Annotated in this window: 22 protein-coding genes; 18 read left to right on the forward strand and 4 right to left on the reverse strand. The window is 69.2% G+C overall.

The genetic code is table 11. The features are described from left to right. Positions 1-15: 15 nt before the first annotated feature. From mftB to ACFSXZ_RS21060, 15 genes are all read left to right on the forward strand, one after another. The gene (gene mftB / locus ACFSXZ_RS20990) at positions 16-324 is read left to right on the forward strand and encodes a mycofactocin biosynthesis chaperone MftB (protein WP_378266811.1); all 309 of its coding nucleotides are present in this window, start codon (positions 16-18) and stop codon (positions 322-324) included. Then, the gene (gene mftC, locus ACFSXZ_RS20995) at positions 321-1,553 is read left to right on the forward strand and encodes a mycofactocin radical SAM maturase (RefSeq protein ID WP_378266812.1); all 1,233 of its coding nucleotides are present in this window, start codon (positions 321-323) and stop codon (positions 1,551-1,553) included. The genes mftB and mftC overlap by 4 nt, the downstream gene beginning before the upstream one ends. Beyond that, entirely contained in the window at positions 1,550-3,454 is a 1,905-nt protein-coding gene (locus ACFSXZ_RS21000; protein WP_378266813.1) for a mycofactocin system FadH/OYE family oxidoreductase 1, read from the forward strand. Before mftC ends, ACFSXZ_RS21000 begins: the two co-directional genes overlap by 4 nt. After that, a complete protein-coding gene (locus ACFSXZ_RS21005) occupies positions 3,451-5,406 on the forward strand; it encodes a mycofactocin system FadH/OYE family oxidoreductase 2 (protein ID WP_378266814.1) in 1,956 nt (651 codons plus the stop codon). The genes ACFSXZ_RS21000 and ACFSXZ_RS21005 overlap by 4 nt, the downstream gene beginning before the upstream one ends. Continuing rightward, entirely contained in the window at positions 5,403-6,320 is a 918-nt protein-coding gene (locus ACFSXZ_RS21010; RefSeq protein ID WP_378266815.1) for a mycofactocin-associated electron transfer flavoprotein alpha subunit, read from the forward strand. The genes ACFSXZ_RS21005 and ACFSXZ_RS21010 overlap by 4 nt, the downstream gene beginning before the upstream one ends. Continuing rightward, a complete protein-coding gene (locus ACFSXZ_RS21015; RefSeq protein ID WP_378266816.1) occupies positions 6,317-7,660 on the forward strand; it encodes an FAD-dependent oxidoreductase in 1,344 nt (447 codons plus the stop codon). The genes ACFSXZ_RS21010 and ACFSXZ_RS21015 overlap by 4 nt, the downstream gene beginning before the upstream one ends. After that, on the forward strand, positions 7,657-7,956 hold the full coding sequence (locus ACFSXZ_RS21020) for a ferredoxin family protein (RefSeq protein WP_378266817.1): 300 nt from the start codon (positions 7,657-7,659) through the stop codon (positions 7,954-7,956). Before ACFSXZ_RS21015 ends, ACFSXZ_RS21020 begins: the two co-directional genes overlap by 4 nt. A gap of 5 nt (positions 7,957-7,961) precedes the next feature. Then, a complete protein-coding gene (locus ACFSXZ_RS21025) occupies positions 7,962-8,822 on the forward strand; it encodes a mycofactocin-associated electron transfer flavoprotein beta subunit (protein ID WP_378266818.1) in 861 nt (286 codons plus the stop codon). Next, the gene (locus ACFSXZ_RS21030) at positions 8,819-9,565 is read left to right on the forward strand and encodes a mycofactocin-coupled SDR family oxidoreductase (RefSeq protein ID WP_378266819.1); all 747 of its coding nucleotides are present in this window, start codon (positions 8,819-8,821) and stop codon (positions 9,563-9,565) included. The genes ACFSXZ_RS21025 and ACFSXZ_RS21030 overlap by 4 nt, the downstream gene beginning before the upstream one ends. Next, positions 9,562-10,908 carry a mycofactocin biosynthesis glycosyltransferase MftF gene (gene mftF / locus ACFSXZ_RS21035; protein ID WP_378266820.1) on the forward strand — a complete coding sequence of 449 codons (1,347 nt, stop codon included), beginning with the start codon at positions 9,562-9,564 and terminating at the stop codon, positions 10,906-10,908. The genes ACFSXZ_RS21030 and mftF overlap by 4 nt, the downstream gene beginning before the upstream one ends. After that, complete coding sequence (mftE, locus tag ACFSXZ_RS21040; protein ID WP_378266821.1) at positions 10,905-11,591, forward strand: mycofactocin biosynthesis peptidyl-dipeptidase MftE; 687 nt, start codon at positions 10,905-10,907, stop codon at positions 11,589-11,591. Before mftF ends, mftE begins: the two co-directional genes overlap by 4 nt. Before the next feature lie 52 nt (positions 11,592-11,643). Further along, the gene (locus tag ACFSXZ_RS21045) at positions 11,644-12,759 is read left to right on the forward strand and encodes an NDMA-dependent alcohol dehydrogenase (protein WP_378266822.1); all 1,116 of its coding nucleotides are present in this window, start codon (positions 11,644-11,646) and stop codon (positions 12,757-12,759) included. Positions 12,760-12,904: 145 nt separating this feature from the next. Beyond that, positions 12,905-13,318, forward strand: a complete 414-nt coding sequence (locus ACFSXZ_RS21050) for a cold-shock protein (protein WP_378266823.1) — start codon at positions 12,905-12,907, stop codon at positions 13,316-13,318. A gap of 39 nt (positions 13,319-13,357) precedes the next feature. Beyond that, a complete protein-coding gene (locus ACFSXZ_RS21055; protein WP_378266824.1) occupies positions 13,358-14,542 on the forward strand; it encodes a zinc-dependent alcohol dehydrogenase in 1,185 nt (394 codons plus the stop codon). A gap of 85 nt (positions 14,543-14,627) precedes the next feature. Further along, entirely contained in the window at positions 14,628-15,257 is a 630-nt protein-coding gene (locus tag ACFSXZ_RS21060; protein ID WP_378266825.1) for a UdgX family uracil-DNA binding protein, read from the forward strand. On the opposite strand, the gene ACFSXZ_RS21065 is transcribed toward ACFSXZ_RS21060, so the two are convergent. The 4 genes from ACFSXZ_RS21065 to ACFSXZ_RS21080 all read right to left on the reverse strand — a co-directional run bounded on the left by ACFSXZ_RS21065 (position 15,247) and on the right by ACFSXZ_RS21080 (position 20,221). Continuing rightward, positions 15,247-15,801 (reverse strand): hemerythrin domain-containing protein, encoded by a 555-nt coding sequence (locus ACFSXZ_RS21065; RefSeq protein WP_378266826.1) that lies wholly within the window; start codon positions 15,799-15,801, stop codon positions 15,247-15,249. The two genes, ACFSXZ_RS21060 and ACFSXZ_RS21065, sit on opposite strands and share 11 nt — an antisense overlap. Positions 15,802-15,990: 189 nt before the next feature. Beyond that, positions 15,991-16,884, reverse strand: coding sequence for an alpha/beta hydrolase (locus tag ACFSXZ_RS21070; RefSeq protein WP_378266827.1), 894 nt, complete (start codon positions 16,882-16,884; stop codon positions 15,991-15,993). A gap of 29 nt (positions 16,885-16,913) precedes the next feature. Continuing rightward, on the reverse strand, positions 16,914-18,923 hold the full coding sequence (locus ACFSXZ_RS21075; protein ID WP_378266828.1) for a CocE/NonD family hydrolase: 2,010 nt from the start codon (positions 18,921-18,923) through the stop codon (positions 16,914-16,916). A gap of 2 nt (positions 18,924-18,925) precedes the next feature. After that, on the reverse strand, positions 18,926-20,221 hold the full coding sequence (locus tag ACFSXZ_RS21080; RefSeq protein ID WP_378266829.1) for an ATP-grasp domain-containing protein: 1,296 nt from the start codon (positions 20,219-20,221) through the stop codon (positions 18,926-18,928). Between the two features lie 64 nt (positions 20,222-20,285). On the opposite strand from ACFSXZ_RS21080, the gene ACFSXZ_RS21085 reads away from it, so the two are divergent. The 3 genes from ACFSXZ_RS21085 to ACFSXZ_RS21095 all read left to right on the forward strand — a co-directional run bounded on the left by ACFSXZ_RS21085 (position 20,286) and on the right by ACFSXZ_RS21095 (position 24,125). Continuing rightward, positions 20,286-21,404 (forward strand): DNA polymerase ligase N-terminal domain-containing protein, encoded by a 1,119-nt coding sequence (locus ACFSXZ_RS21085; protein ID WP_378266830.1) that lies wholly within the window; start codon positions 20,286-20,288, stop codon positions 21,402-21,404. A gap of 35 nt (positions 21,405-21,439) precedes the next feature. After that, complete coding sequence (locus tag ACFSXZ_RS21090; RefSeq protein ID WP_378266831.1) at positions 21,440-22,924, forward strand: FAD-dependent oxidoreductase; 1,485 nt, start codon at positions 21,440-21,442, stop codon at positions 22,922-22,924. Between the two features lie 277 nt (positions 22,925-23,201). Further along, the gene (locus ACFSXZ_RS21095) at positions 23,202-24,125 is read left to right on the forward strand and encodes an alpha/beta fold hydrolase (protein WP_378266832.1); all 924 of its coding nucleotides are present in this window, start codon (positions 23,202-23,204) and stop codon (positions 24,123-24,125) included. Position 24,126: the final 1 nt, after the last annotated feature.

The raw sequence follows: 24,126 nt of genomic DNA on the forward strand, positions 1-24,126 counted from the left end.
CTCCCCGTTACTTCAGTGTCCGAAACTTCGGTGTTCGATCCCGGTCGGGCCTACCGTCGTTCGCCGCGAGTCGCGCTGAGGCCGGAGCCCTTCGGCGCGCTCGCCTACGACTTCGGTACCCGCAAACTGTCCTTTCTGAAGACTCCGATGCTGGTCGAGGTGGTCCGGACCCTCGAAAACCAGCCGGACGTGCACGCCACGCTGGACGCGGCCGGGGTCCCCGGCGACCAGCGGGCCGCCTACCTCAAGGCGCTCGCCGGCCTCGCCGAGGCGGGCACCATCGAGCCCCGCGAAAACGAGTCCCGAGAAGAGGACATGCGATGACGGATGTTCTGCCCGATGTCCTGCCGCCGCCCCGGCCGAAGAAGCTGGTCGAGCATTTCAAGGAGGGCCTGAACTCGCCGATCTGCCTCACCTGGGAACTGACCTACGCCTGCAATCTCGCTTGCGTGCACTGCCTTTCCTCGTCGGGACGGCGGGATCCGCGTGAACTGAGCACCGAGGAGTGCAAGGCGGTCATCGACGAACTGCAGCGGATGCAGGTCTTCTACGTCAACATCGGTGGCGGCGAACCCACCGTGCGGTCCGATTTCTGGGAGCTGGTCGAATACGCCGTCGCGCACCAGGTCGGCGTCAAGTTCTCCACCAACGGCGTGAAGCTCACGCCCGAGCGCGCCCGGTGGCTGGCCGGGACCGACTACGTGGACGTGCAGATCTCGCTCGACGGCGCCACCGCCGAGGTCAACGACGCGGTCCGTGGCCCCGGCTCCTACGACACCGCGATGCGGGCGATGCGCAATCTCGCCGACGCGGGTTTCCGCGACTTCAAACTCAGCGTGGTGATGACGCGCCAGAACGTCGGGCAGCTCGACCAGTTCGCGGAGATCGCCGCGACCTACGGCGCCCAGCTGCGGATCACGAGGCTTCGCCCGTCGGGTCGGGGCGCCGACGTCTGGGACGACCTGCATCCCACGGCCGAACAGCAACTCGCGCTTTACGACTGGCTGGTCGAGCACGGCGAGAACGTGCTCACCGGTGATTCCTTCTTCCATCTCAACGCGCTCGGCTCCACCCCGTTGCCCGGGCTGAACCTGTGCGGCGCCGGACGCGTGGTGTGCCTGATCGACCCGGTCGGCGACGTCTACGCGTGCCCGTTCGCGATCCATCAGGAGTTCCTGGCCGGAAACGTCCGTGACGAGGGCGGTTTCGCCGGGGTGTGGACGGAGTCCGAGTTGTTCACCCGGCTGCGCGGGCCGCAGACCGGCGGCGCGTGCGAGTCGTGTTCGGCCTACGACGCCTGCCAGGGCGGTTGCATGGCGGCGAAGTTCTTCACCGGCCTTCCCCTGGACGGGCCCGACCCGGAATGCGTGAAGGGACACGGAGAACGGGCCCTGCGCACCGTCGACGCGGCACCGCGGTCCGATGTGGACCATTCGCGCGGTGCCCCTCGAAGCCGCCGGCGGGCGGTGCCGGTCGAGATCTCCTTCGGCCCGCCTTCGGGTCAGGTACCGGACCGTGCCTGCGACACCAGTCCGCTGGCCGGGCTGAGGTGATCACCACTCCCGTCGAGCTCGCGGGGCGGGTGGCGCCCAGCCGCGTGCTCTTCGGGCCGCACGAGACGAACCTCGGCCAGGGGCGGGTGCCCTCCGCCCGGCACGTCGCCTACTACGCGCGCCGGGCGGCCGGTGGCGCGGGGATCGTGGTGACCGAGACGGCCAGTGTGCACGAATCGGACTGGCCCTACGAGCGTGCCCCGCTGGCGGCGCTGTGCGGGCCCGCGTGGTCATCCATTGTGGAGCGATGCCGTCCCGCCCTGGTCCTCGCGAGCCTGGGCCACTCCGGTTCGCAAGGTTCGTCCGCCTACGGTCAGTCGGCGTTGTGGGCGCCCTCGCGGGTGCCCGACGTCGCCAGCCGTGAGCTGCCGATGGAGATGGAGGAGCCCGAAATCCGGGCTCTGGTGGACGGTTTCGCGGATTCCGCGGCGCTGGCCGTCGAGTCCGGTGTGGACGGTGTGGAAATCGACGCCGGACAGTATTCGCTGCTGCGGCAGTTCGCTTCGGGACTGACCAACCACCGTGGTGACGTCTACGGAACCGACCGGTCGCGGTTGCTGCGTGAGGTCATCCAGGCCGTGCGCGCGGCGCTGGGCGACGGGCGCGTGCTCGGATTGCGCCTGTCCTGCGACGAGTTGGCACCGTGGGCGGGCATCACGCCCGAAGGTGCCGCGGTGCTCGCCCGCGACCTCGCCGCGTCGGTGGATTACCTGGTCCCGGTCCGGGGATCGGCCATGAGCGCGTCGGCGACCAGGCCCGACCTGCACACCGAGCCGGGCTTCAACCTCGATCTGTGCCGCGCCATGACGCAGGCGGTCGACGGCCGCACCCTCACCGTGTTGCAGGGCAGCGTGGTCGACCCCGTCCAGGCTCGGCAGGCGCTGGACGAAGGAGTCGCGACGCTGGTCGAGATGACCCGGGCGCAGATCGCCGACCCCGATCTCGTGACGAAGATCCGGGCCGGACTGCCCGCGCGCCCGTGCGTCCTGGCCAACCAGAAATGCCGGGTGCGCGACAACCGCAACCCGATCGTCAGCTGCGTCGGCGAGCCCCGCAGCGGTCACGAAACCGAGGATCCGGCCGTCGAGGGCATCTCGCGCGAGGCGCCAAGGGACGTGCTCGTCGTCGGTGGCGGCCCGGCCGGAATGGAAGCGGCGCGGGTGCTCGCGCTGCGCGGCCACCGGGTCGAACTGGCCGAGCGATCCGGCCGCCTCGGTGGCATGGCGACGCTCGCCGCCAGGGTCGCGGGCCGGGAACGGCTGGCCCGGTTGACCGGCTGGCTGGAGGCCGAGGTGCGGCGACTGGGCGTGCGCGTCTCGACCGGAACCGAGGTGTCCGATGTGGACGGCGCGACGGGTGGAGCGGTGATCGTGGCGACCGGGTCGGTCCCGGGACCGCGCGACTACGTCGTGCGCTCCGGGGTGGTCGTGGACGTGACCGATTTCCTCGACGGTGCCGCACTGCCGGAGGGTCCCGTGGTCGTGGCCGATCCGGTCGGCGACGCGGTGGGGGTGGGCGTCGCGGAACTGCTGGCGAGTCAGGGCAGGCGGACCGCGATCGTGAGCCAGGACCCCGTGGTCGGCACCCAGCTCGCGCTCACCGGCGACCTCGCCGACGCCAACGCGCGGCTCCAGCGAGCCGGTGTCACGCTGGCGAAGCGGTCGAGGCTGCGCGAGGTCCATTCCGGCCACGTCGTGCTGGAGGACGTCTTCACCGCCGAGCGCCGCGAGGTCGAAGCGGCTGTCGTCGTCCATTGTGGACATAGACTGCCGGACGAAACCCTCGCCCGGCCAGGGACTCTCCGGGCCGGTGACTGTGTCGCGCCCCGCACGATCCACGAGGCGATCCTCGAGGGGCGCCGTGCCGCGCTTGCCCTCGTCAGCGAGGGAGTTCTCCTGTGAACGGGCGGTACAAGTACCTGTTCTCGCCGCTTCGGGTCGGGCCTGTGGTGGTGCGCAACCGCATCGTCTTCTCCGCGCACCTGACGAACTACGCGGCCGACGGCCTGCCGACCGCGCAGCACGCCGCGTACTACGCCGCCCGGGCCGAGGGCGGCGCGGGATTGATCATCACCGAGGAACACTCCACGCATCGCACCGACTGGCCGTACGAGAAGCTGATCCACGGCTTCCATCGCGAGGTGATTCCCGGTTACCGGCGGATCACCGAGGCGGTCCACGCGCACGGTGTGCCGATCTTCGCGCAGCTCAACCACAACGGCGGCCAGGCGTCGAGCATGTACTCGCGACTGCCCGTGTGGGCGCCCTCGCCCGTGCCCGACCCGATGTTCCGCGAGGTCCCGAAAGCCATCGACACCCGCGAGATCGCCGAGGTGGTCGCGGGCTACGGCACGGTCGCCGGGCACTGTGCCGAGGGCGGGTTCGACGGCGTGGAACTGCAGTGTTCCCACTCGTCGATCGTGCGCGGCTTCCTTTCGCCCGCGACCAACCTGCGCACCGACTCCTACGGCGGCACGGTGACGAACCGGGCGAGGATCCTGCTGGAGATCATCGACGCGGTGCGCGAGGCGATCGGGCCCGGCCGCGCGCTCGGCGTGCGCCTGTGCGGTGACGAACTGATCGAGGGCGGCACCACGATCGGCGAAGCCGTCGAGGTGGCGAAGCTGGTGGAGGCGACCGGCAAGGTCGACTACATCAACACCTCGATCGGGGTGGCCACGGCGACGCTGTACATGATCGAGGCGTCGATGGCGATCCCGCCGGGCTACGCCCTGTTCATCGCCAACGCCCTCCGCGAGGCCGTGCGTCTCCCGGTGGTCGGGGTCGGCCGGATCAAGGACCCGGTGCAGGCCGAACGCGCGCTCGCCGAAGGTCACTGCGATCTCGTCGGCGTGGTGCGCGGCCAGATCGCGGACGCCGACTTCGCCGCCAAGGCACGGGCCGGGCATGCCACCGAGATCCGCACCTGCCTGTCCTGCAACCAGGAATGCGTCGGCCGGATGGGCCTCAACCGCTGGCTGGGGTGCATCGAAAACCCGCGCACCGGCCGCGAAAGCGTGCCGCTGTCCCTGCCGGGTTCCCGGCCCAAGCGCGTTTTCGTGGTCGGCGGCGGACCGGCCGGGCTTCAGGCCGCGTCGACCGCGGCGCGGCGCGGCCACCACGTGACGCTGTTCGAGCGCGAAGGCGCCACCGGCGGTCAGGTCGCACTCGCCGCGAGTGTGCCGAGCCGGGCCGAATTCCTCGACGTGGTGCGGAATCTGCTCGCGGAGTGCCGGCGATACGGCGTCGACGTCAAGACCGGCACCGAGGTCGACGCCGGCCTGCTGATCTCCGAAGCACCGGACGTGGTGGTCCTGGCGACCGGCGCCAAGCCGAAACCGCCGTACTGGGCCGGTGAGGCCGACCGAGTGGTCGACGTCCGCGATGTGCTCCAAGGCCGGGTGGCCCCGCACGGTGACGTGCTGGTGATCGACGATCTGGGTTTCCACCAGGCCACCTCGGTCGCGGAACTGCTCGCCGACCGCGGCTGCGCGGTGACGCTGTCGACCTCGGGCATGGTGGTGGGACAGGACCTCGGGGTGACGCTGGACATGGAGACGTTCAGCGTGCGGGCCCACGCCAAGGGAATCCGTCAGCACACCGACGAAGTCGTGCTCGGCGCGTCCCAAGTGGACGGAAAGGTGGTGCTGCAGATGTTGACGCACACCACCGGCGTGACCGACGAGGTTCACTACGACTGGGTCGTCTGTGCCACGCACCAAGAGCCCGAAGACGAGCTGTGGCGCGCGCTCGCCGATGCGCCGTTCCCGGTGCACCGAGTCGGTGACTGCCTCACCCCGAGGCGTGCGCACGCCGCCGTGATCGAGGGAGACCGCGTGGGGGTGAGCCTGTGATCGCCGTGATCGTGGTGCGGGGCGGTGTCCCGGGCACCGGCGCGGACGAGACCGTGGCCGAGGCGGGCGGAGAGGCCTTGCTCGTCGGCACCGGCGTCAAGCAGGCGGCCGCTGACTTTTCCGCGCTGCGCAAAGGCTTACTCGCCGAGAACGGACCGTTCGCTCCTGGACGGTGGGCCGCGCAGCTCGCCGAGGTGCTTGCCGGGCACGACCACATTCTGCTGCCCGGTTCGCCGGACGGCCGCGATCTCGCGCCGCGACTGGCCGCGGAACTCGGTCGCCCGCTGTATGCCGGCGCCGTCCGCGTGCGAGCCGATCAGGTCGAACTCGCGCGGTGGGACTCCCGTTCGTGTGTCACGCTTTCCTGTCCGGGGCCGTTCGTCGCGACGCTTCAGCCCGCCACCGGGAAGCGAGCCGTGCGGCTGGAGAGCACGGAGGCGGTGCTGACGGAAATCGCACTGCCGGAGGCGGTTCGCGCGGACGTCGAGGTGCTGGAGGTCTCCGAGCCCGAGCCCGGCACGGTCGATCTCGCCGAGGCGTCGATGATCTTCACCGCCGGTGCCGGGCTGGGGCACGGCAAGCTGGACGGACCGGACGCGGTCGGACTGCTCGGTGAGGTCGCCACGGCGCTCGGTGCCTCCTTGGGCGCCACCCGGGTGGTCACCGACGCGGGCTGGACCGGTTACCACCGCCAGATCGGCACCACCGGCGTGGTCGTCGATCCCGGTCTCTACGTCGCGTTCGGCGTTTCCGGTGCCGCGCAGCACCTCGGCGGCATCGGCGATCCCGCGCACGTGGTGAGCGTCAACCTCGATCCGTCCTGCCCCATGACCGCGATGGCGGACCTCGGGATCGTCGCCGACGCCCAGGCGGTTCTCCTCGAACTGGCCCGGAAGGTGGAGGAAACACGGTGACTCACGCCGGTCCGGACTCGGTGTCCACGGTGGTGGACAGCGACACCCGCGCGTTCGATGTCGTCGTGGTCGGAGCCGGGCCCGCCGGGTCGGCCGCGGCGCTGGAAGCGGCGCGGGCAGGCTGCTCGGTCGCGCTGGTCGAGCGCGGCCCGTTTCCGGGCGCCAAGAACGTCTACGGCGGTGTGGTCTACGGCCGCGTGCTCGACGAACTCGTACCCGCCTGGTGGGAGCGGATGCCGGTGCAGCGCTGGGTGACCCGGCGCGCCACCATGATCATGACGCCACGGCAGGCGCTCACCGTCGACTTCCGCACCGAGGACTGGGGCGCCCCGCCGTACAACGGGGCGACCGCGCACCGCGCCGATCTCGACTCGTGGCTGGCGGAGCTGGCGGTGGAAGCCGGTGCCGTCCTGGTTCCGTCCACTGTGGCCACCGGTCTGTTGCGGGCACCGGACGGCGCGGTGGTGGGCGTGGCCACCGACCGGCCCGACGGTGACCTCACCGCGGGTGTCGTCATCGCGTGTGACGGGGTGAATTCGTTCCTCGCCAAGGAAGCCGGGATGCACCGGGCGAAGGAACACCTGACCCTCGGGGTGAAGCAGACGCTGGAGCTCCCCCGGGAGACGATCGACGAACGGTTCGGGGTCAGCGGACGTGACGGCGTGGACTTCGAGATCCTCGGCTGTACGAGGGGCATCCCGGGCGGCGGTTTCCTCTACACCAACCTGGATTCGGTGAGTATCGGGGTCGTACTCGGCCTGGAGGGCTTGAGTGAGGCGAAGACCCGGCCGGAGGAACTGATCGCCGACCTCAAACGGCATCCGGCGATCGCGCCATTGATCCGGGGCGGAGAGGAGATCGAGTATTCGGCGCATCTGATCCCGGAGGGTGGTTACCGGTCGATGCCCGAGCTTGCCGGTGACGGGATCCTGGTCGCCGGGGACGCCGCCGCGATGTGCCTGGCGGCCGGAATCTGGCTGGAAGGCGTCAACTTCGCGCTCGGCGCCGGTATGTACGCGGGCCGTGCGGCCGCCGCGGCGGTGCGGGCGGGTGATGTTTCGCGGCGCGGACTGGCCGGGTACAAGACGATGCTGGAACGCTCGTTCGTGCTGGCCGACCACCGCAAGCTGGCCGACATTCCGGCGCTGGTGCTCTCCGGCCGGGTGCAGACGAGCTATCCCGGGCTGGTCTGCGACCTGGCACAGGGACTGTTCCAAGTGGACAATCCGCGTCCGAAGCCCGGTTTGACCGCGCTGCTACGGCGCAGTGCCAAGGCCAACGGCGTCCGGTGGCGCGACCTCGCCCGCGACGCCTGGACCGGAATGCGAGGCTTTAGATGACGGAACGGCGTTACTCCGAGCCGGCGTTCGACGATGTCATGTCCACTGTGGAGTTCCGGGTGGCGGAGCGGCCGCACATCACGGTGGACAGCGATGTCTGCCGGTCGTGCACCACGAAGGCGTGTGTGTACGCCTGCCCGGCGAACTTGTTCGTGCCGACCAGTGACGGCGGGATCCTGTTCAACTACGAGCAGTGCTTCGAGTGCGGGACCTGCTATCAGGTGTGCGACGGCGAAGGCGCGATCAACTGGACCTATCCCGACGGTGGCCACGGCGTCGTGTTCCGGAAGGGGTGAGGGTGATGCTGGTGGTGGCGGCGCTGAGGTTCAGCGATCACCGGGCGAGCGTGGACCCGCTCTCCGGCGAGGCCAGGACCGATCCGCGCGCCGCGGGTGCCGGCGCGGCCGATCTGGCCGCCCTCGAACACGCCCTCCGGCTCAGGGACCGGCTCGGCGGCCGGTGTGTCGCGGTGACGGCCGGTCCGGCGGCCGCCGACGAGATGTTGCGCGGCGCGCTCGCCCTGGGCGTGGACGAAGTGCTCCGGATCGAGGGCCCGGACCCGGCGGCCACGGTCACCGAGGACGGCAGCCAGACGGCCCGGCTGTTGCTCGCGGGATTGGCGGGATGGGCCGAGCCGCCGGACATCGTGGTCTGCGGCGATCACTCGGCCGAGCGCGGCACCGGCGCCACTCCGGCGTTCCTGGCCCACTTCCTCGGCGCCGCGCAGGCGCTGGGATTGCTTGAGCTGACGGCCGAGCCTGATGGTGCGCTCCGCGCGGTCCGGCGGCTGGACGGCGGACGCCGGGAACGACTGGCTTTCTCCACACCGGCGGTGTGCTCGGTGGAACCCGCCGGAACCGTCCCACGGCGCGCGTCGCTGCCGGCGACCCTGGCCGCTCGCCGGGCGACGATTCCGGTGATGAACGCCGGTTCGATGACGATCCGGCCCGGCGAGGTGAAGCCATACCGGCCCCGTCCCCGGTCCCTGCCCGTCCCAAGCGGGACAGCCCCGCATGAACGGATGCTCTCGCTGACCGGAGCGCTCACCGAGCGGACGCCCCCGGCGCTCCTCACCCCGGCCACCCCCGCCGAGGCCGCCGACGCGCTGCTCGGCTATCTCAAAGAACACGGTTATCTCAAAGAACACGGGTACTCGCGATGACGCGAGTGGCTGTGGTGACCGGCGCGGCGGGTGGCATCGGCGGCGCCGTGGTGGACCAACTCGCGGACGACGGCTGGCGCGTGATCGCCGTGGACGTCCGCGAGGACGAACTCGCCGCACGCGCGGCGCACTGGCCCGGTCACGTTCTCGCCAAGGCCGCCGACGTCCGTGACCGGGAAGCGATGGCCGAAGCCGTGGCGCTCGCCGAAACCGAGTTCGGCGGGCTGGACGCGGCGGTCGCCTGCGCGGCGGTCATCGCGGGCGGAACTCCCTTGTGGGAAACGCCGGACGAGGACTGGGACGCTCTGTTCGACCACGGCGTCCGCGGTGTGTTCCAGTTGGCCCGCGCCGCGATTCCCGCGCTGCTGCGCCGAAAAGAGCCGAGGTCGGGCCGGTTCGTCGCGCTGGCCTCCGCCGCCGCGCACCGCGGGCTCTGGCACCTGGCCGGGTACAACGCCGCCAAGCACGCGGTCGTCGGCCTGATCCGCGGGCTGGCCACGGACCTGCGCGGCACGGGCATCACCGCGACCGCGGTGTCCCCGGGCTCGACCCGCACCGCGATGCTCGACGCGACCGCCGAGCTGTACGACCTGCCCGATGTCGAGGAGTTCGCGCGGCATCAGCTCGTCGAGCGCCTGCTCGATCCGCGCGAGGTGGCCGAGGCGGTGTGCTGGTTGTGCGGCGAGCGGTCCTCGGCGATCACGGGAACCGTCGTCCACGCCGACGGAGGATTCACCGCATGAAGCTTCGTTTCGATCCGGCGACCATGACGGCCGGATCCGCCCTGATCGGCGGGGCACCGCTGAAGGTGATGAAGCTGTCCGAGGCCGGTCTCCGGCTCGTGGACGAGTGGCGCGGCGGGGCCGAGGTGGTATCGGGAACCGCTCTCGCGGCGAGGTTGGTCGCGGCCGGAATGGCCCATCCCGAGTACGGCCCCGGCGGCTTGGGCCCGGAAGACGTGACGGCGGTGATCCCGGTCCGTGATCACGGCGACCGGCTGGAAAACCTGCTTCCGTTGCTGGAGAATCTCGCCGCCACGCTGGTCGTCGACGACGGTTCCCTGGTGCCGGTGCCCGGCGCCGGCCACCGCCACGACCACGCCCGAGGTCCGGCCGCCGCCCGCAACACGGGCTGGCGCAAGGTGGACACCGAACTCGTCGCCTTCCTCGACGCCGACATCCGCCCGGAACCGGGCTGGCTGGACGCGCTGCTCCCGCACTTCGAGGATCCGAACGTGGCCGCGGTGGCGCCCCGGGTGCGCAGCGCCCCCGGCACCTCCGCACTGGCCCGCTACGAACGGGCGAGATCGTCGCTCGATCTCGGCGGCACTCCGGCCCAGGTGCGCCCCGGGGCCCGGGTGAGTTACCTGCCGACCGCCACGATCGTCGTGCGCGTCGCGGCGCTGCGCGAAATCGGCGGGTTCGACGAGGATCTCCGTTTCGGTGAGGACGTCGACCTCGTGTGGCGGCTGGTGGCCCAGGGACGGTCGGTGCGGTACGAACCTGCGGCCCAGGTCGTCCACGCTCCTCGCGCGAACTGGCGATCGTGGCTGCGTCAGCGATTCGACTACGGCACCTCGGCGGCTCCGCTGGCCCGCCGTCACGGCCGCGAAGCCCTTGCGCCCCTTCGGGTTTCCCGCTGGACGGCACTTGCCTGGCTGGCGGCCGTGGCGGGCCGTCCCTGCGCCGGCCTGGCGATCGCGGTGGGCACGGCCGCGTTGTTGCCACGCAAGCTCGCGCCGCTCGGCGTACCCGCCCGGGACGCGCTCGTGCTCGCGTTGCGCGGGCACCTTGGCGCGGGCCGGTTCTTCGCCGACGCGCTCACCCGTCCCTGGGGGCCGGTCGCGATTCCCCTGTTGGCCATGACGAAACGCGGACGGCTGGTGCTCGCCCTCGCGCTGGCCCGCCACCTGACCGAATGGGCGCGCACCCGGCCGCCGCTCGGGCCGGGGTGGTGGGTCTTGGCCCGCGCCGCCGACGATGCCGCCTACGGCCTCGGAGTCTGGCGTGGCTGTCTGCGGGAGCGAACCGCCGCGCCCCTGATTCCGGACCTTTCCGACTGGCCCGGACGGCGTGCGTCCGCATGAGGACCCTCGCCGGTCTCACCTGGACCGAACTCACCGAGCCGGGCATCCTCGCCGTCCCGCTCGGCGCGACCGAACAACATGGTCCCCATCTTCCGTACACAGTGGACACCGAGATCGCGGTGGCGTTGTGCGAACGCCTCGCCCGCGCCCGGGACGATGTCGTGGTCGCGCCCGCAGTCCCGTACGGCTCCAGCGGTGAGCATGCCGGGTTTCCCGGAACCCTTTCGCTGGGCCAGGAAGCGACCGAGTCGCTGCTGGTGGAACTCGGCCGGTCCGCGGACGCCTTCGCCGGCCTGCTCTTCGTCTGCGCGCACGGCGGCAACGCGCGCCCGCTCGCTCGCGCGGTCGCGCGGCTGAGGCGAGAAGGGCGCAACGCATCCGCCTGGACACCGACCGGTCCGCCGGACGACACCCACGCCGGCCGGGTGGAGACCTCGGTCATGCTCGCCCTGCGCCCGTCGGCCGTGCGCGCGCACCGGCCGCCGGGGGTGAAGACCCCTTTACCGGAACTGCTGGACGAACTCCGCGAATCCGGCGTCCGCGCGGTGAGTTCCACTGGCGTGCTGGGGGATCCTTCCGGCGCGAACGCCGAGGAGGGACACCGGATCCTGAACCGCTGGACGAAATCCCTGTCGGAAACCCTTTCGTCACTGTCCTCGTTGCCGCAGGATGGGACCGCGTAACGGTTGTCACAGTGCCTACTCACAGTGCCTACTCACGATGAGGTGACCGGCGATGAAGACCAAAGCGGCTGTACTGCACGACATCCATCGACCGTTCGAGATCGAGGAACTGGACCTCGACGGCCCGCGCGAGGGCGAGGTGCTGGTCAGGTTCGTGGCGGCCGGTTTGTGCCACTCGGACCTGCACATGATCGACAACGATCTGCCGGTCCGGTTCCCCATCGTCGGCGGCCACGAGGGCGCCGGCATCATCGAGGACGTGGGCCCCGGCGTCACCAAGGTCAAGCCCGGTGATCCCGTGGTGTGCAGCTTCATCCCGAGTTGCGGGCACTGCCGCTACTGCTCGACCGGCCGGCAGAACCTGTGCGACCTCGGCGCCAACATCGCGGTGGGCTGCCTGGCCGACGGCGGCTTCCGGTTCCACCGCGATGGCGTGGACTACGGCGGCATCTGCATGCTCGGCACCTTCTCCGAGCGGGCGACCGTGTCCGAGTACTCGGTGGTCAAAGTGGACGCTTCGCTGCCGTTGGAGACCGCGGTCCTGGTCGGCTGCGGGGTGCCGACGGGCTGGGGCACCGCGAACTACGCCGGTGGTGTCCGCGCGGGCGACACGGTGGTGATCTACGGCGTGGGCGGCATCGGGATCAACGCGGTGCAGGGCGCGGTGCACGCCGGCGCGGTGAACGTCGTGGTCGTGGACCCGGTGGCGTTCAAGCGGGAAACGGCGCTGAAGTTCGGCGCCACGCACGCCTTCGCGGACGCGGCACAGGCGCAGGAGAAGCTCGTCGAGCTGACCCGGGGCCAGCTGGCCGACCAGGCACTGGTCACGGTCGGCACGGTCGACGAGGACGTGGTCACCGCCGCGGTCAACGCCGTGGGTAAGGGCGGGGTCGTGGTCATCACCGGTCTGGCCCACCCGGAAAAGCTCACCGTGCACGTTTCCGGCATGGCGATGACCACTTTCGAGAAGACGATCAAGGGCGCGTTGTTCGGTTCGGCCAACCCGCAGTACGACATCAACCGCCTGCTCGGGCTCTACCAGGCCGGCCAGCTGAAACTCGACGAGCTGATCACCCGGCGTTACAGCCTGGAACAGGTCAACGAGGGATATCAGGATCTGCGGGACGGCAAGAACATCCGGGGTGTGATCCTCTACGACCGGGACTGAACGTCCACTGTGGACCGCGGGAGGTGGTGACGGCTTCTCACGGGGACTTCACGCCCTGCTCCTCCTCCGACGGAGCGTGAGATCGCCTACGTTGTGCGCTAACGGGGTAAGGCGGTACCTTGACGCGATATTTCCACGGTTGAGCATGATGGGGTCTCTGGTGGTCACGGGCAAGGTTGTGCGCTTCGACGAGATTCGCGGGTATGGGTTCGTCACCCCGGACACGGGTGGTGAGGATGTTTTCGTCCACGTCAACGACCTCGACGTGGACAAGCGTCTCATCGCGCCGGGCGCGGTCGTGGAGTTCACCGTCGAGGAGGGTGAGCGCGGCCCGAAGGCGTCCAACGTGCGGGTCGTGCGCAGTGCCCCGGGCGCACCTGGTGGCTCCGTGGTCGCGAAGGACGCCGACTACCTGGGCTTTTCCCTGGAGTTCCGGGAAGCGCTGACCGAGGCGCTGCTCGTCTCGGTGCCCACGCTGACCGCCGACCAGATCGTGCGCGTGCGCAAGACCGTGCTCGAACTCGTGCACGAACAGGGCTGGCTCGACGAGGACGAGTGACGCGGGTTTGTGCCCCGGTGTGCGGGGCACTCCGTCCGCATGAAGGCTGTCGTATGGCACGGTAAGCGTGACGTCCGGGTGGACACCGTGCCGGATCCGGAAATCCGGCAATCGACCGATGCGATCGTCCGTATCACCTCGACCGGGATCTGCGGGTCGGACCTGCACCTTTACGAGGTGCTGGGCCCGTTCATGGAAGAAGGCGACATTCTCGGCCACGAACCGATGGGCGTGGTCGAGGAGGTCGGTCCCGCCGTGGAGTCGATCAAGCCCGGCGATCGCGTTGTCGTGCCGTTCAACATCTCCTGCGGCCACTGCGCCATGTGCTCGGCCGGCCTGCAGTCCCAGTGCGAGACCACGCAGGTCCGTGACCAGGGCAAGGGTGCGGCGCTGTTCGGCTACACCAGGCTTTACGGCCAGGTGCCGGGAGGCCAGGCCGAGTACCTGCGTGTCCCGCAGGCCCACTACGGGCCGATCAAGGTACCGGAGGGCCCGCCCGACGAGCGGTTCGTGTATCTGTCCGATGTGGTGCCGACGGCATGGCAGGCGGTCGAGTACGCGGCGATCCCGGACGGCGGGAGCGTGGTCGTGTTCGGGCTCGGCCCGATCGGCCAGATGTGCTGCCGTATCGCGCTGCACAAAGGCGCGAGCAGGGTCATCGGGGTCGACCTGGTGCCGGAAAGGCTCGCGCTGGCGGCCCGGTACGGCGTCACCGCCATCGACACGCGGGATCGGTCCGGCGTCGCCGGCGCGGTGCGGGAGCTCACCGGCGGCCGTGGCGCCGATTCGGTGATCGACGCGGTCGGCATGGAGGCACACGGCGCGCCGGTGGCCTGGTTCGCTCAGCAGACCGCGGGCTTCCTGCCCCAGCCGCTCGCGGCGAAGATGATCGAAAAGGCCGGTGTCGACCGGCTGAGCGTGCTCTACGAGGCGATCCACACGGTACGCCGGGGCGGCACGATTTCGCTGAGTGGCGTTTACGGCGGCATGGTCGACCCGATGCCCATGATGGAGCTGTTCGACAAGCAGATCCAGTTGCGGATGGGCCAGGCGAACGTGCGCCGCTGGATCGACGACGTGCTGCCGCTCGTCCAGCGCGACGACGACCCGCTGGGCGTGGAGGACCTCGCCACCCACCGCCTGCCGCTGGACGAGGCGCCGGACGCCTACCGGATGTTCCAGCACAAGGCGGACGGCGCGATCAAAGTCCTGCTCAAGCCATGACATCCCGTGTGCCAACCCGCGGCTGCCAAGGTGACCACAGAGCGCGCCCTCTCTTTCCGGCGCGCAAGGACGCGGAGGACACAGCGTGACCGCGGCGGAATGGGTGCCCGGAACGACCGATCTGGAGCGGCTGCGGGAAGCCGCCCGGTCGTGCCGTGGCTGTGACCTCTACGCCGACGCGACGCAGACGGTTTTCGGTGATGGTCCGGCGCGGGCGAAGGTGCTGATGATCGGGGAACAGCCCGGAGACCGCGAGGATCTCGCCGGTGAACCGTTCGTGGGCCCGGCCGGACGCCTGCTCGACCGGGCACTGGTGGAAGCGGGTATCGACCGCGACGAGGTCTATGTGACCAACGCGGTGAAGCACTTCAAGTTCGCCCGCGAGGGGCGGGGCAAGCAACGCATCCACAAGAAGCCGTCACGGACGGAAGTGGTCGCCTGCCGCCCCTGGCTGGTCGCCGAGCTGGCGGCGGTGCGCCCCGGCCTGGCGATCGTGCTCGGGGCGACCGCCGCGCAGTCTCTGCTCGGCCCTTCGTTCAAGGTCACCCAGCACCGGGGCGAGATCCTCGACGCGCCGTCCGAGTTCGACGGTCATCCCGAGCATGTGCTCGCCACCGTGCACCCGTCATCGGTGTTGCGCGCGCCCGACCGGACCGCCGCCTACCGCGACCTGGTCGCCGACCTCGAAGCGGCGGCTCCGCTGCTCACCGGGTGAGCTTGTCCCGGAGACGGTCGATCAGCCCGGCACCGGGGTCGAGGATCAGGTTGGCCGGCGGACGGTCCGGCGCGCTCGGGTGCGGCCGCGTCGGCGCGAACTCCTTGGCGCGCAACACCTTCTCGCCGAGATCACGCAGGTCCTCCCGGGAGCAGGCGTGCTGCAGCTTGGGCAGGAGGTCCTTTTCCTCGTCGTCGATGTGGTGCCGGATGTCCTTCATCAGACTGCCGAGCAGTTCTTCGAAGCGGGGGTCGGTGGGCGAAAGCCCCTCCAGTTCCTTCATCACCTGTTCGGCTTCGGCGTGTTCTTCGAGTTCGTGATCGGCCAGTTCGTCGCCGTTGTCCAGCACCCGGCGGGCCGCCGGATACATGAACTGCTCCTCGGCGACGGAATGCCGGACGAGTTCGGTGATCACGTGGTCGACCAGCGCGCGGCGGTGCTCCGGGCTGCCGGTTCCGGTTTCCAGCTCGGTGAACACGCGCTCGACGGCGCGATGGTCGGAGGTGATGACGGAAATCAGGTCATGGTTTTCGGTTGCGGTCACAGGTTTCCCTCCTCGGATACTGTGTCGATCGTTACCAATCCGACCACAGCCACGGCGGAAACGGGTGTCTACAAGCAGGTTGGCTGCGGAGCGTCTCCGCCTACTTTTGGTCGGATTGGTAATCTGCTTCCTTCGTCCATACCCGCCTGATGCCGTTTCAACCGCGATCGGCCCCATCGGGTGATGTGGTCAGCGCAGCACCAGGCGCGCGATTTGCTCGCTCGCCTGATGTGCTTCGGGGATATTCGCGATCATCCACGCGTGGAACATCCCTTCGTATTCGTGATACTCCAGCGGAACACCCTCCGCCTCCGCACGCGTCCGCAACCGGCGGGCGTCGGTCAGGAGCACATCCCTTGTCCCGATGAAGGTGCTGAGCCTGCCGAGACCCTGGAGATCGCCGTAGAGGGGACTGACCGCCGGGTCGCGGGGATCCAGCGAGCCGGCATACAGCGCGCCGGCCTCGCGCAGGCCCGCGATGGCGAGATAAGGGTCGCGCCGGTCCAGTTCGGGCTGTGCCTCGTCGCTCATGGTGATGTCCAGCCACGGTGAAAGAAGCACGATTTCCTTCGGCTGCGGACGTCCCTCTTTCCGAAGCGATCGGGCGAGCACCAGCGACAGCCCGCCACCGGCCGAATCACCCATCAGGATCTGGTCGTGGGGCTCGGTCCGGCCGAGTGTCTCCTTGTAGGCCGCCTGGACCATGGCGATCGTGTCGTCGTAGTGGTGCGCGGGCGCGAGCGGATACACCGGCGCGGTGGCGGTGCATCCGGTGCGCTCGACCAAGCGCGTCAGAAACGACCAGTGGTCGCGCTGGATCTGGTGCACGTAGGCGCCGCCGTGGAGGTACAGGACATGCCGCGAGCCGCCACCCGTGCGTGGCCGCAGCGTGTAGACGGGACGACCGTGGATTTCGTCGCACTCCACGGCGACGCGGCGATGCACACGCGCGGGTGGCGCCGCGTCTTCCGGGCGCTGCCGCTTCTCGAAACTGGCGCGCAACTTGTCGACGTCGGCGAACGTGTTCTTACGGCGCGTGATACGCATCGCCGCGATAAGTGCCTTGGCGTGCAAACTCGTCACGCCCCCTCGGTTACCCGATGGGTAAAGTGTCAAACGAGTTCACGCGGTATCGAGTACCGCCAGTTCCGGGAGCGGATGCGATAGGGACCCTCGTATGCGTCGAGTTCCGCGTGCACCACGAATTCCCGCGGTGTGCAGGTCAGCGCCGTACGTGTCTCCGTCCGTGCCTCCCAGTCGCCACGCCGGAACGTCATCGTCCATTCGGTTTCACCACGGGGCGAAGCGAAATCTTCGGCCACCGACGAATAACGTTCGCACGCGCGACGGGAGTATTCGAGGTCGATGTCGTCGATGCGTTCGGTGCCCGAATCCTTCACGATCTCCAGGGTGGACTCGTAGCCGACCAGGTCACGGGTGACGTTCCAGCGCCCTTCGCCCGGGCGGAGCTTCGTCGTCCGCAGCGGTGCCGCGCCCTCGGGTTCGCCGAACGGGGCGTTCACGGTGTCGCCACCGGTCCGCACGGGCAGGGTCAGGTCTCCGCCGTAGACCGTCAGCCGGGTGCCTTCGGGCGGCGGCCACGCCAACGGCCAGTACGAAGTGGACAGAGAGAGCCGGACGCGATGTCCGGGCGGGAAAGCCTGCGCCACCCCGTTCAGCGACAGTTCGACGCTGTACCGCTTGCCTGGTTCGAGTGGTTCGGGCCGGTCGTGGCCGTCGCGATGGGTGAGGTTGAGCAGGCCGTAGGTCACCCGCGTCGCCCGCCCGTCCGGGTCCACGTCGGACAGCCGCGCGGCCACCATCGCGACCGGCGCCTCCGCCGCCACCTCCAGCCGCACCACCGGGGCGCCCAGGATCTCGCACCGCTCGGTCAGTTCGGCCGTGTCGAACACGAGCGAGCCGCCGTCCTCTTCGCGCTGGTCGTAGGGCAGATCCGGGGGAGCGTTGTAGGAGGCCCACTTGCCGGCGAACTGCCCGACCGACAGCGGCGACGAGATCGTCATGGCCTGCCCGCCGACCTGTTCGCCGGCCCGACCGAGCCGGTGCCGGGCCAGCGGGAACACCTCCGGCTCGACGTTCGGCGACGGCCACTCCTCTTCGCCGACCCAGCGGCCCGGCCGGTCCTCGTAGGAGGTCGACGGAGGCACGCTGTCCTGCATCCAGGTGAGCAGCATCGGCCCGTCCATCACACCGTTGTCGGCATCTTTGAGCCAGTGATCCCACCAGCGCACGACTTCCTGGAGGTATCCGATAGCTGGGCCAGGCTCGCCCAGGTGCGGATACTTGTGCGACCACGGGCCGATCAGGCCCTTGCGCGGCACATCCAGATGGGCGAGCAACCTCATCACCGCGTTGGAGTAGCCGTCGGCCCACCCGCTCGAAGCCAGCACGGGACAGCGCACGTCCGGGTAGTTCTCGCACACCGAAGCGTGTCGCCAGTAGGCGTCCCGATGCTGGTGGCGCAGCCATTCGTCGACCCAGGGCCCGGCCGCGTCGAGCCGTTCGAGCCACATTTCCCGCCACCGTTCGCCGACCAGCGCCGGGTCGGGCGGAAGCGTGCCGTAGGCGAACATGGTGCCCGCCTCGGCGAGGTTGTCCGACAACAGACAACCACCCATGTAGTGGAAGTCGTCGGAGTAGCGGTCGTCGGTGAACGAGGAGATGACGATGCCGCGCAGGCTCGGCGGCTTGCGCGCGGCCACCTGCAACGCGGCGAACGCCCCCCACGAGATGCCCATCATCCCGGTTTTCCCGTCGCACCACGGTTGCTCCGCGATCCACGCCAGCACGTCCTCGGCGTCGGCCTGTTCGCGTTCGAGGTACTCGTCGACCAGGACGCCTTCGGATTCGCCGGTTCCGCGAAGATCGACCCGCACGCACGCGTAACCGTGCCCGGCGAGATAGGGGTGGTGGATCGAGTCACGCTGCGCGGTGAGATCCCTTTTCCGGTAAGGGATGTACTCACAGATCGCCGGGACCGGTTCGTCGTCGGAGCAGACCGGCCGCCAGATCCGCGCGGCGAGCCGGGCCCCGTCCGACACCGGAATCCACACGTGCTCTTCTTCGATGATCTCGTAGGGGAGCGCGCCCACCGCGCGCATGGCTATTCCTCCTCGAACTCGAACTTCAGCGCGTCGATCGCGCGCTGATATTTCTCTTTCAGTTCAGCTTCGCTGTCCGCGCCGACGTGGACCAGGGCCAGCTCGTAGCTGTAGCTGTCCTGAGCGTCCATATCGGACAGCCGTTGCCCCTCGTCGGGTACCACGTTGACGGTGATTCCCGGGATTTCCCGCTCCAGCTCCTGGATCTCTTCCTTGGACGGTACGCGCCGCACCACCGCGTCGGCGAAACGGCGGTGATACCACTTGGCCGAGATCCGGTGGCGGCCTTCGCCGCGCGGCATACTCGGCCTGCGGCCCAGCCCCAGTTCGAGCATGCAGTGGTGGTTCGGGACGCCGTCCACGTCTTCGAACATCTCCGCGTGCGACTGGGAGTGCCGTGGGTTGATTTCGAGCACGCGCACCCGGCCGCTTTCGGGTTCACAGAAGAATTCGATCGAAAACATCGAATTGTCCAGCCCGATCCGGGAAATCACGCGGCGCGAGACGTCGAACATCGTGCGGACGACCGCTTCCGGGAGTTGCGACGGGTACTGGTGGCGCAGGAACGAGGACCGGCCGGGGTAGTCGATCGAGTCGAGAGCCCCGTTCACCACCACTTCACCGTCGTGCACGAAGCCCTCGGTCGCCGCCTGGACGCCCGACATCGACTCCTCCGCCAGGCACGACAGCGCCCCGGCCGCCTCGACCTCAGGCGGCATGTCGAGATCCGGGATCTGATCGAGCAGGTACTGGAACGGTTTTCCGACTCGCTCGATACCTTCACGAATCCGCTCGACCGCCTCGGTGAACTCCCCCTCGTCGGAGACCTTGAACGCCAGTTCCGACGAGAACGACTTCACCGGTTTCAACCACATGGGGAACTGCAGTCCCTCTGGCGGCTCGAGTTCGCCGTCGAGGTCGACCAGACCGAACGGCGGCACTTCGTCGTCGAGCACCTGCCGTTGCTCCAGCCGGCTCCAGTACTTGTGCTCGCACTTGATCACGCCTTCCAGGTCCGGCCCCGGCAGTCCGTATCTGCGGCACAGCAAAGGCACCATGGTGCTCACCGGAAAATCCCAGTACCCCACGATGGCGCCGATTTCGCCGTCGAAGGAGTCCAGTTCGCGCACCGCCTTGTCGAACAGGTCCGCGATGGGGATCTCACCCTCCTGCAGTTCGGGGATCGAAAGCAGCGGGTGGAACCGGTAGTGATCGGCGCCGGGCACACGTCTGAGCGTGCGCAGGTTCGGCTCGTCCAAACCGAGCACGAAGATCTCGGTGATCTTATGGCTGTTCATGCTTCACTTCTTTCCCCCGGCGCCGGAAAGGATAAACGCGTGCCGGGGTGGGTACTCTGCGTTCATGTCGGACCTCGGCGAGTACCGGCGCAGGCGCGACCCGCGGCGCACCCCGGAGCCGGTACCGGCGGCTCGCGCCGGAAAGACGGAGCCGGCCGCGAAACCCCCGGCCGGTGCGGAAAATCTGCCGCACGGCGACGACGACGTCTTCGTTATCCAGGAGCACCACGCGCGGCGCCTGCATTGGGACGTACGGTTCGAGCGCGAGGGAGTTCTGGTCTCGTGGGCCGTGCCGAAGGGACTGCCTCCGCGGACCGGCACACGACGGCTGGCAGTGCACACCGAAGACCATCCCTTGGAGTACGCGACCTTCGAGGGGGAAATCCCGGCCGGTGAGTACGGCGGCGGCACGGTGAAGATCTGGGATCGTGGCCGCTATGAGGCCCTGCACTGGAGCGACCACAAGGTCGAGATCAGCATGCGGGGTTCCCGCGTGCGGGGCACCTACGTCTTCGTCAACCGCCACGACGACCGTGACTGGTTCGTCCAGCGCGTCGACGAAGGGGCGGGTGAGGACCTGCCCGAGTTCGTGCCGCCGATGCTGGCGCGCCGGGGAGCGTTGCCCACCGCGGACGAGGACGCCGAATGGGCCTACGAATTCGCCTGGGGCGGCGAGCGCGTGCAGGCGCGGGTGGAAGGCGGCCGCGTCACCTTGCGTGACGCCGAAGGGGAGGACGTCACCGTGGCCTATCCGGAGCTCAAGGGCCTCGGCGCCCAGCTCGGAGCCACCGAGGTGCTGCTCGACGGCGAGATGATCGTGCTCGACGAAGGTAAACCCACCGAGGAAGGCTTGCGGCGGCGCGCCGAAGTCACGACGGCGCGCGAGGCCAAACGGCTCGCCGGTCGATTTCCCGTGGTGTACCTGCCTTTCGACGTGCTGTTCTTTTCCGGAAAGTCCTGTTTGGACGATCCATACCGGTCACGACGGCGGCGGCTGGACCGTCTCCGACTGTCGGGTGAGGCCTGGCGGGTACCCCGGCGTTATGTGGGCGGCGGTGCGGACGTCCTCGAGGCCGCGCTGACCAACGGCCTGACCGGGATCACCGCCAAGCGGCTCGACTCCCCCTACGAACCCGGTCGCCGTGGCACGTCGTGGCGTGCCATCACCCGTAAACGCCGGTAACGTTTCGGCCCGCGCCGGGTGGGCACTCGGGAGGAGTGACCACAGAGCTTCCTTCGCCGCTGTCCCTCTGGGTGGACACCGCACCCGCGCCGGACCGCGCCGGGGGCTTGGTGCCCCCCGAGGCGGAGGTGGTGGTGATCGGCGCGGGAATCGCCGGGTTGACCACCGCCTATCGCCTGGCCGAAGCCGGCCGCGCGGTCGTGGTGCTCGAAGCGGGCAAGGTGGCCGGTGGCGTTTCCGGGCATACCACGGCGAAGGTCAGTGCCCAGCACGCGCTGATCTACGACAAACTGAAGTCCCGCAAGGGGCTCGACGGCGCCAGGCAGTATGGGAAAGCACAGCTCGACGCGCTGGAATGGATCGCGGCCACGGCGGACGCGGAGGACATCGACTGCTCGTTCAGCCGCCAGGACAGCTACGTCTACGCCACCGGCCGCGGCCGAGTCGACGAGTTGAAACACGAGGCCGACGCGGCGTCGGAAGCGGGACTGCCCGCCGATTACGTCGGGGAGATCGCGCCGCCGGTCGGCGCCGTCGGCGCGGTGCGGTTCACCGGCCAGGCGCAGTTCCATCCGCGCCGGTGGCTGCTGGGTCTCGCCAAGGCGATCGAACGGCTCGGCGGCCGGATCGTGGAGGACGCCCGGGTGACCCACGTGGAGGAACGCGGGGTCGTCCACACCGAGCACGGCCGGGTGCGGGCACGCGATGTCGTGGTCGCCACGCACTACCCGATCCTCGACCGCGGCCTGTTCTTCGCCCGCCTCGACCCGGTCCGTGATCTGGTGGTGGCCGGTGAGACTGGAACTCCGTGGCCAGGAGGGATGTATCTGGACGCGGTGACGCACCGGTCGTTGCGGGGGTACGACGGTCTGGTGCTGGTAGGGGGCGAGCACTACCGCACCGGCGAGCACGTCGACGTCGACGCGCGTTACCGGAGGCTTGCCGAGGCCGCCGCACGATTCGGTGTCACCAAGCCGACTTATCGGTGGTCCGCGCACGATATGTCCACAGTGGACTCGGTGCCGTACGTGGGGCGTTACCATCCCGCGGCCCGCCATCTGTGGGTGGCGACCGGCTTCGGCCAGTGGGGCATGACCGGAGGCACCGCGGCGGGGCTCCTGCTGGACCGGTTGATCCGGGGCTTGGAGGCTCCCTCGGCCGCGTTGTTCGACCCGAATCGCTTCGACCTGGCCTCCTCTGCCGGGCTGGCCCGGAACAATGCCGTGGTGGCGAAGTACCTGGTCGGAGACCACCTGCGCGCCGCCTTGTCGCGGTCCAAAGTGGACGATTTGCGGCCAGGTGAGGGAGTCGTGACCCGCCGGGGCGCCGGCTTCGTGGCGTCCTGCCGGACCGAGGATGACGAACTGCGTGAGGTCAACGCCCGGTGCACGCACCTGGGCTGTCTCGTGGCGTTCAACAACGCCGAGAAGACCTGGGACTGCCCTTGCCACGCTTCGCGTTTCGGCACGGACGGCTCGGTGATCCAGGGCCCGGCCACGAAACCGCTGTCTCCCATGTGATCTCCGCACGCTTACCGTGCGTCGAGCAATCCAGGAGTACGAAGTCCCGAACTCGGCCCAGGCATCCGCGAAGTAACCTCGCGAACTGGGCTTTTCGTTCGAATTGGAATATCTCGATCGCTACTAATTGTTACTGAAGAGCAAGGATCGAAACCCGGCGTAATCGGCAGGGGTTCCATCGTTACGCTCTCTGACGACGCGCTGCACCCGTCCGGTCCAGTCGCGTAGGTCCATTGAGTGGCATCACGACAACGATCGAATCTCCTGGAGGAAGTACATGTTCGGTACTTTCAGGGCACCCGCCGTGCTCGCGCTGTGCTGCGCCGTCGCCGGAACGGTGCTGGCCGGTTGCGATGACGACGAGGACGGGAACCGGCCGTCGGCGCCGTCACCCGCGCCCGCCGCCGCGGCGGCCCCGGGCCCCGCCGAACTGGGCACCCTCTCGGGCGCCGTGAAGGTGAACATCGAAGGCAAGTCGGTGAACGTGTCCTGCTCGGGCACTTTGGTGAAGGGCAGACCAGTCGTCGTGCTGCTGGCCGGCCTGGGTGACGGGGTAGACAAGATGGCCGACTTCCAGAAGTCCCTGAGCGAAAAGGACCGGGTCTGCTCCTACGACCGGCTCGGCGAAGGCACGAGCGACCAGCCGGACGGCCCGCAGAGCATCGACAGCACCGGGAAGATCTTGACCGGGGTACTGGCCAAGGTCGCCGGTGACGGCCCGGTCGTCCTGGCCGCGCATTCCCTGGGCGGGTTGATCGCCGCCCGGTACGCCCCCGACCACCAGGACAAGGTCAAAGGACTGGTCCTGATGGAGGCCACCTCACCGACGATGTCCGGTGATCTCTCGAAGACGATCCCCGAGTCCGCCACCGGCCCGGCCGCCGATCTGCGGGCACAGACCCTCGCGGCTAACCAGGGGGACAACCCGGAAAAGCTTGTGGTCCCCGATGGTGCCGTCCGTTCCGCCGGGAACATCCCGGTCGAAGTGATCCAGCATGGGCAGCAGTACCTCGCGCAAGCCGTCCCCGATTACGGGCAGGCGCTGGAGCGCGTGTGGTCCGACGGGCAGCACGCATGGCTCGCGGTCTCCAGCCGCAGCACCCTGAGCACCGCGACGAACAGCGGTCACTACATCTACGTCGATCAGCCGGATGTCGCGGTGCAGGCGGTTCAGCGCGTCGTCTCGCAGATCGCCGGCTGAC

Source organism: Amycolatopsis pigmentata, assembly GCF_042684065.1.
In the GTDB taxonomy this organism is placed as follows: Bacteria; Actinomycetota; Actinomycetes; order Mycobacteriales; family Pseudonocardiaceae; genus Amycolatopsis_E; species Amycolatopsis_E pigmentata.

Bases quoted from the DNA above. Each gene is read 5' to 3' on its own strand.
- mftC (WP_378266812.1), top strand. From the start codon at position 321: ATGACGGATGTTCTGCCCGATGTCCTGCCGCCGCCCCGGCCGAAGAAG.
- ACFSXZ_RS21020 (WP_378266817.1), top strand. From the start codon at position 7,657: ATGACGGAACGGCGTTACTCCGAGCCGGCGTTCGACGATGTCATGTCC.
- ACFSXZ_RS21025 (WP_378266818.1), top strand. From the start codon at position 7,962: ATGCTGGTGGTGGCGGCGCTGAGGTTCAGCGATCACCGGGCGAGCGTG.
- ACFSXZ_RS21030 (WP_378266819.1), top strand. From the start codon at position 8,819: ATGACGCGAGTGGCTGTGGTGACCGGCGCGGCGGGTGGCATCGGCGGC.
- mftF (WP_378266820.1), top strand. From the start codon at position 9,562: ATGAAGCTTCGTTTCGATCCGGCGACCATGACGGCCGGATCCGCCCTG.
- mftE (WP_378266821.1), top strand. From the start codon at position 10,905: ATGAGGACCCTCGCCGGTCTCACCTGGACCGAACTCACCGAGCCGGGC.
- ACFSXZ_RS21045 (WP_378266822.1), top strand. From the start codon at position 11,644: ATGAAGACCAAAGCGGCTGTACTGCACGACATCCATCGACCGTTCGAG.
- ACFSXZ_RS21050 (WP_378266823.1), top strand. From the start codon at position 12,905: ATGATGGGGTCTCTGGTGGTCACGGGCAAGGTTGTGCGCTTCGACGAG.
- ACFSXZ_RS21055 (WP_378266824.1), top strand. From the start codon at position 13,358: ATGAAGGCTGTCGTATGGCACGGTAAGCGTGACGTCCGGGTGGACACC.
- ACFSXZ_RS21075 (WP_378266828.1), bottom strand. From the start codon at position 18,923: ATGCGCGCGGTGGGCGCGCTCCCCTACGAGATCATCGAAGAAGAGCAC.
- ACFSXZ_RS21080 (WP_378266829.1), bottom strand. From the start codon at position 20,221: ATGAACAGCCATAAGATCACCGAGATCTTCGTGCTCGGTTTGGACGAG.
- ACFSXZ_RS21085 (WP_378266830.1), top strand. From the start codon at position 20,286: ATGTCGGACCTCGGCGAGTACCGGCGCAGGCGCGACCCGCGGCGCACC.
- ACFSXZ_RS21095 (WP_378266832.1), top strand. From the start codon at position 23,202: ATGTTCGGTACTTTCAGGGCACCCGCCGTGCTCGCGCTGTGCTGCGCC.